The organism is Acidobacteriota bacterium (assembly GCA_020349885.1).
Classification (GTDB): domain Bacteria; phylum Acidobacteriota.
The window spans coordinates 189,883-195,944 of sequence record CP070701.1; the positions used below are offsets into that span (position 1 = coordinate 189,883).

Genomic DNA, 6,062 nt, shown 5'->3' on the forward strand with positions numbered 1-6,062 from the left:
TGGAAAAGGGCCATGGAGCCAGCGAGTATCGTTATATGCACAAGGACGGCACGTACCGATGGATACGTGAAGAGTTCAAGCTGGTTCGCGACGCCGACGGGAACCCCTACGAGCTCGTCGGCTACGAGATCGACATCACAGAGCGCAAGCGGGCGGAGGAGGAGATGATCTCGGCAAAATCCCGCCTGGAGTTTTTGCTCGGCTCCAGCCCCGCGATCATCTACTCTTCCGAGACTTCCGGGGATTTCCAGCTGAAATTCATCAGCGAAAACGTCTATTCCATCCTAGGCTACACCGCGGAGGAATGCTTGGCCGACCCGGAATTTGCCAGCTACGCGTACCTGCACCCTGACGACAAAGAGCGGGTGATGTTGGAGTTTCAAGACCCGGAAGGCAAAGACCATGGAGTCAGCGAGTATCGTTTCCCGCACAAGGACGGCACGTACCGGTGGATACGTGAGGAGTACAAGCTGGTTCGCGACGCCGACGGGAATCCCCTCGAGTATGTCGGCTACGAAATCGACATAACCGAGCGCAAGCGGGCGGAGGAGGAGTTGGTTTCCGCAAAATCCCGCCTGGAGTATTTGCTCGGCTCCAGCCCGGCGATTATTTACACCTGCGAGGCTTCCGGAGACTTCCTGCTGAAGTCCGTCAGCGAAAACGTCTTTTCCATCCTCGGCTACCCCGTGGAGGAGTGCCTGACCGATCCGGAATTCTTTGAAGACACGTACGTGCACCCTGACGACAGAGAGCGGCTGGACTCGGATTTCGAAGATGCGGTGGCAAAAGGCGGGGGAACCAGCGAGTATCGCTTCTTGCACAAGAACGGCACGTACAGATGGATGCGTGACGAGTTCAAGCTGGTTCGCGACGCCGACGGGAACCCCTACGAGTTCGTCGGCTACTGGATCGACATTACCCAGCGCAAGTGGGCCGAGGAGGCGCTGGTGGAATCCGAGGAACGCTTCCGGAGCGTGTTTGAAAGCTCCATGATCGGCATGTATCGCACGACTCCCGACGGCCGCGTCCTCATGGCGAACCCGGCGTTCGCCCGCATGCTGGGCTACGACTCCGTCGGGGAAATTGTGCAACACAATCTGGAAAAGGACGGCTATTGGGCGGAGTACGAGCGTTCTCTTTTCCGTGAGCGCCTGGAAAAGGAGGGCCAGATTACCGGCTTGGAGGCCTCGTGGACGAGGAAGGACGGAACCTCGTTGTACGTCCGGGAAAGCGCCTTCGCCGTTTACGACAAGGCGGGGCGTGCCGTCTACTACGAGGGGACGGTCGAGGACATCACCGAGCGCAAACGGGCGGAAGCCCGCCTCCAGGACAGCGAGGAGAAATACCACAACCTCTTCCGCCGCTCCAACCATGGAATCTTCATCCACGACATGGACGGCAACATCATGGACGTCAATCGAAAAGTGCTAGACATGTTCGGGTACTCGAAATCCGAGATTCTGGCGTTTCGCATTCCTGACCTGCATCCGCCGGAGGCGCAGGAGGCATCCCGGCGTGCGTTCCAAAAAATTTCCCGGGACGGGCACGCGAATTTCGAGATCGACTTCAAAAGGAAAAACGGCGAGATTTTCCCGGCCGAGGTTGCGTCCGGCTTCTTCGAGGTTGCCGGACAGAAGGTCGTTCAGGGCATCGTTCGCGACATTACCCGCCGTAAGCGCGCCGAGGAGGCGCTGCGCGACAGCGAAGCCAGCTTCCGGCTCCTGTTCGCCGACAACCCACATCCCATGTGGGTGTACGACCTGGAGACGCTCCGCTTCCTCGAAGTCAACGACGCCGCGGTCGAGCACTACGGCTATTCGCGCGACGAGTTCCTCAACATGCGGGTTACGGACATCCGGCCGCCTGAGGAGGCGCGCCGTCTTCTCGAAAGCATGCAAGAGCCCCGCTCGCCTCTGCGGCACGGCGGCCAGATGAAGCATCGCCTGAAAAACAGCCTGCTCATCGACGTGGAGGTCGTTTCGCACACGCTCGAATTCGACGGGCGAAAGGCGGCCCTGGTCGTGGCGCAGGACATCACCGAACGCAAACAGGCGGAAGAGCAGCTCGTCCACAACGCCCTGCATGATTCGCTCACGGACCTGCCCAACCGTCTGCTGCTCGCGGACCGCATGGAGCAGATGCTCGCCCGCTCGAAGCGGCGCAAGGATTACTCGTTCGCCGTCCTGTTCCTGGACCTGGACCGCTTCAAGGTCGTCAACGACAGCCTCGGGCACACGGTGGGGGATGAACTGCTGGTCGGGGTCGCGCGAAGGCTGGAGAAGTGCCTGCGCTCAGGAGACACGGTCGCGCGCGTCGGGGGGGACGAGTTCACCATGCTGCTGGACGACATCGAGGGTCCAAGCGACGCAACGCAGGCCGCCGAGCGTATACAGGAAGAGCTGGCGCCGCCTTTTATCTTGAGCGAGCGGCAGGTCTTTACCACCGCGAGCATCGGAATCGCCTTCAGCGCGGCTGGATACGACCGCTCGGAGGACATCCTGCGCGACGCGGACACGGCCATGTACCGCGCCAAGGAGCTCGGCCGGGCCCGCCACAAAGTTTTTGACGAAACCATGCACACCCGCGCCGTGGACACCTTCCAGCTGCAGACCGACCTCCGGCGGGCCGTGGAGCGCAACGAGTTTCTGATCCAATACCAGCCCATCGTGTCGCTTGAGAGTGGAAAGCTCGTCGGCCTCGAGGCGCTCCTGCGCTGGCAGCACCCGCAGCGCGGCGTGATTCCCCCCAAGGAGTTCATCTACATCGCGGAGGAAACCGGCTTCATCAACACCATCGGCCTCTGGGTCATCCAGGAGTCGGGCCGCCGGCTGCGCGCATGGCAGGAGCAATTTCCCAAGAACGCCTCGCTCTTCCTCAGCATAAACATCTCAGGGAAATTGTTCATCCAGCCCGATATGGTGCCGCAAATCGGCGAAATCCTTCAGGAAATCGACCTCTGCCCGAGCAACCTGCGGCTGGAGGTCACGGAAGGCGCGGTTATGGAGAACACCCAGTCGGCCACCGAGACGCTCTCGCGGCTCAAGGCGCTACGCGTCCGGTTCCACCTGGACGACTTCGGCACGGGCTACTCCTCGTTGAGCTATCTGCACCGCTTCCCGTTCGACGGGCTGAAGATTGACCAGTCGTTCATCGACCACCTGAGCGCGACCGACGGAAGCCTGGACATCGTCCGAACCATCGTGACGCTCGCCCGCACGCTGCACATGGAAACCATCGCGGAAGGCGTGGAGACGGCGGAGCAACTGGCCCACCTGAAGGCGATCAAGTGCCAGTACGCCCAAGGGTTCCTTTTCTCGAAGCCCCTGGACAGCAGCGCCGTGGGGCCGTTCCTGGAATCGGACCCGCAGTACGCGGTTGACAAGGACGGCGAGCTTTTATAAGTAGAAGCTCTCGGGGCCTTCTTTCCTAGAAGCTATCCCGAAACCCTTTTCGCGCGCCCCCCGACCTTGCTCGGGGCAAGCCTCACGGGCGCGGTTAAAATAGGTTTTGGGATGGGCTCTAGAGATTCTTCCACGCCTTTCCAAGCGTCGGAATCCGCGCGGCGAACCGCGCCGCGCTAAGGACAAGCAGTCCGCCGCACGCGGCAAGCACTGCGGGCGCACCGTACTGGTCGGCGAACCATCCCGTGACGAGGCTCCCGAATGGCGCGAAGCCGATGAGGATTGTCGAGTAGATGCTCATGAGACGGCCGCGCAGCTCGCCGGGCACGAAGGATTGGAGGAGGGTGTTCGTGGCGGCGAGGTGCTTCATCATGCCGAAGCCCGCCGCGACCATTAGCAGGTGGGAGAGCACAAGGTAGCGCGAGAACGAGAAGGCCACGAGCGCCACGCCGAACCCGCCGCATGAGAGCGCCACGGTGCGCCCGAGGCCGCGCGTGCTGCTCCGGGAGGCGAGCGACAGTGCGCCGAGGAGCGCCCCGCCGCCGGCTGCGGCCATGAGGGTGCCGAGCGTCGAGGCGTCCCCCCCGAGGATGTCGCGCGCGAAGACGGGCATCAGCACGATGTGGGGATAAGCGCAGAGGCTCGCGGCCGCAAGGAGGGACAAAAGCGCCTTCGCATGCGGCGTCGAGGCCACGTAGACGAGTCCCTCGCCGAGCTGCTGAAGGGGAGAGACCCCGCTGCCGGCGGGCTTGTGCGCCACCGTGCGGACCTGCGTGAGCGCCAGAAGGATAACCGTGAAGGAAAGGGCGTTTATGAGAAAGCACATGCCCTCACCCCAGCGCGCCACCAGGAATCCCGCCGCGGCGGGACCGACGAGGCGCGCGAAGTTGAAATTCGAGGAGTTCAAGGCGATTGCGTTCATGAGGTCCTTGGGAGGCACCAGCTCGGAGAGCAGGGACTGGCGCGCCGGAATGTCGAACGCGAGCGCAAAGCCCAGAACCGCCGCGAGCAGAATCAGATGGTGGATGGTCGCGCGCCCGGTGAGCACGAGCGCCGCGAGCACCGACGCCTGCGCCATCAGAAGCATCTGCGTGGCCATCACGAGTCTGCGCCGCGGGAAGCGGTCGGCCGCGAGACCTCCCAATAGGCCGAAGAGAAAAATCGGGATGTGCATCGCGAACTGGACGACCCCGAGGAGCGCGGCCGAGTCGGTCATACGATAGACGAGCCAGGACAGCGCCACCGTCTGCATCCACGCGCCCGGCAGCGAAATCACCTGCCCGAAGGCGAAGAGGCGGAAGTTGCGGTGCCGCAGCGAGCGAAACGCGCGGCGGGGCGCCGCAAGCATCCACGCGCCCGACCCTACGGTCGGGTCCATCGGCGCCACGCCCGGCTCCATCGCCGCCGCGCCGTTTTTCGGGCCGTTGCCGTCGGTTTGGGTTTTCTTCGTTGCCGGCATGTGACACGGCAGGATAGCAGGGGCGGAAAGGATAAACAAAGAAGGCGCGGCTTTCTCCCCTCCCCCATTCCTTTGACAAAGCTTGCCTTGCGGCAGCCAAGGCTCAGGACAGGCAAGGGGCGCGGGGAGGCGCGTGCCGCGCGCCCCCCTTCGTCTTGGTTGAATGCCACGCCCAATGTATGTGAGAATCCCCTCATGTGCGAGCGCTTCCAGCAGGACGTAACGGCCATGCGAACAAACCCGGAGTGAAAAAAATGACGAAAATGAATTTTTTCCTTAAGACGCTTCTGCTCATGCTCCCGCTGCTTTTCGGGCAGACGGCCCACGGAGATATTAACTCGGACCTGATCGAGGCGGCTGAGGACGGGGATGCCGCCAAAGTGGAAAATTTCATTAAGCAGGGCGCGGACGTGAACGCGAAGGGCGAAGGCGGCGGCACCGCCCTGATGTGGGCGGCGGGGGAGGGTCACGCCGAGATTGTAAAGACTCTGATTGCCGAGGGCGCGGACGTGAACGCGAAGAGCGAAGACGGCGTGACCGCCCTGATGTGGGCGGCGGGGGCGGGTCACGCCGAGATTGTAAAGACTCTGATTGCCAAGGGCGCGGACTTGAACGTGAGCGTGAAGGGCGAATACGGCGGCACCGCCCTGATGTGGGCGGCGGGGATGGGTCACGCCGAGGTGGTGAAAATTTTGGCCGCCAAGGGCGCGGACCTGAACGTGAACGTGAAGGGCGAAGACGGCGGCACCGCCCTGATGTGGGCGGCATGGGAAGGCCACGCCGAGGTTGTAAAAGCTCTGATTGCCAAGGGCGCGGACGTGGACGCGAAGAGCGAAGACGGCGGCACCGCCCTGATGTGGGCGGCATGGAAGGGCCGCGCCGAAGTGGTGAAAGCTTTGATCGCCGGGGGTGCGGACTTGAGCGCGAAGAACGAAGACGGCGATACCGCCCTGACGGCCGCCGAGTTCAAGGACCACGTCGAGATTGTGGAAATTCTCAAACGGGCCGGAGCAAAGGAGTGACGGGGCGCGGGGAGGTGCGTGCCGCGCCGCCCGCCGGAATGACCGGCCCGCCCGTTTCATGTACAATAAGGGTGCGCCGGAGTGGCGGAATGGTAGACGCAAGGGACTTAAAATCCCTCGGGGATTTGTCTCCCCGTGCCGGTTCGAGTCCGGCCTCCGGTACCTCTATGGCGGCCCCCA

Annotated in this window: 3 protein-coding genes and 1 tRNA gene; 3 read left to right on the plus strand and 1 reads right to left on the minus strand. The window is 62.9% G+C overall.

Annotated features, from left to right (window positions below):
* A partial coding sequence (locus JSV08_00875) for a PAS domain S-box protein (protein UCF81009.1) occupies window positions 1–3,401 on the plus strand: 3,401 nt, incomplete at its 5' end.
* Window positions 3,402–3,519: 118 nt separating this feature from the next.
* Here JSV08_00875 and JSV08_00880 read toward each other — a convergent pair.
* Window positions 3,520–4,860, minus strand: coding sequence for an MFS transporter (locus JSV08_00880; GenBank protein ID UCF81010.1), 1,341 nt, complete (start codon window positions 4,858–4,860; stop codon window positions 3,520–3,522).
* Window positions 4,861–5,153: 293 nt separating this feature from the next.
* Between JSV08_00880 and JSV08_00885 the strand changes: the two genes are divergently transcribed.
* Window positions 5,154–5,882, plus strand: a complete 729-nt coding sequence (locus tag JSV08_00885) for an ankyrin repeat domain-containing protein (protein UCF81805.1) — start codon at window positions 5,154–5,156, stop codon at window positions 5,880–5,882.
* 75 nt (window positions 5,883–5,957) lie between these two features.
* Window positions 5,958–6,044: transfer RNA gene (locus JSV08_00890), tRNA-Leu, on the plus strand.
* Window positions 6,045–6,062: the final 18 nt, after the last annotated feature.

Coding starts and splice junctions, on each gene's coding strand:
- JSV08_00880 (UCF81010.1), bottom strand. CDS start 4,860: ATGCCGGCAACGAAGAAAACCCAAACCGACGGCAACGGCCCGAAAAAC.
- JSV08_00885 (UCF81805.1), top strand. CDS start 5,154: ATGCTCCCGCTGCTTTTCGGGCAGACGGCCCACGGAGATATTAACTCG.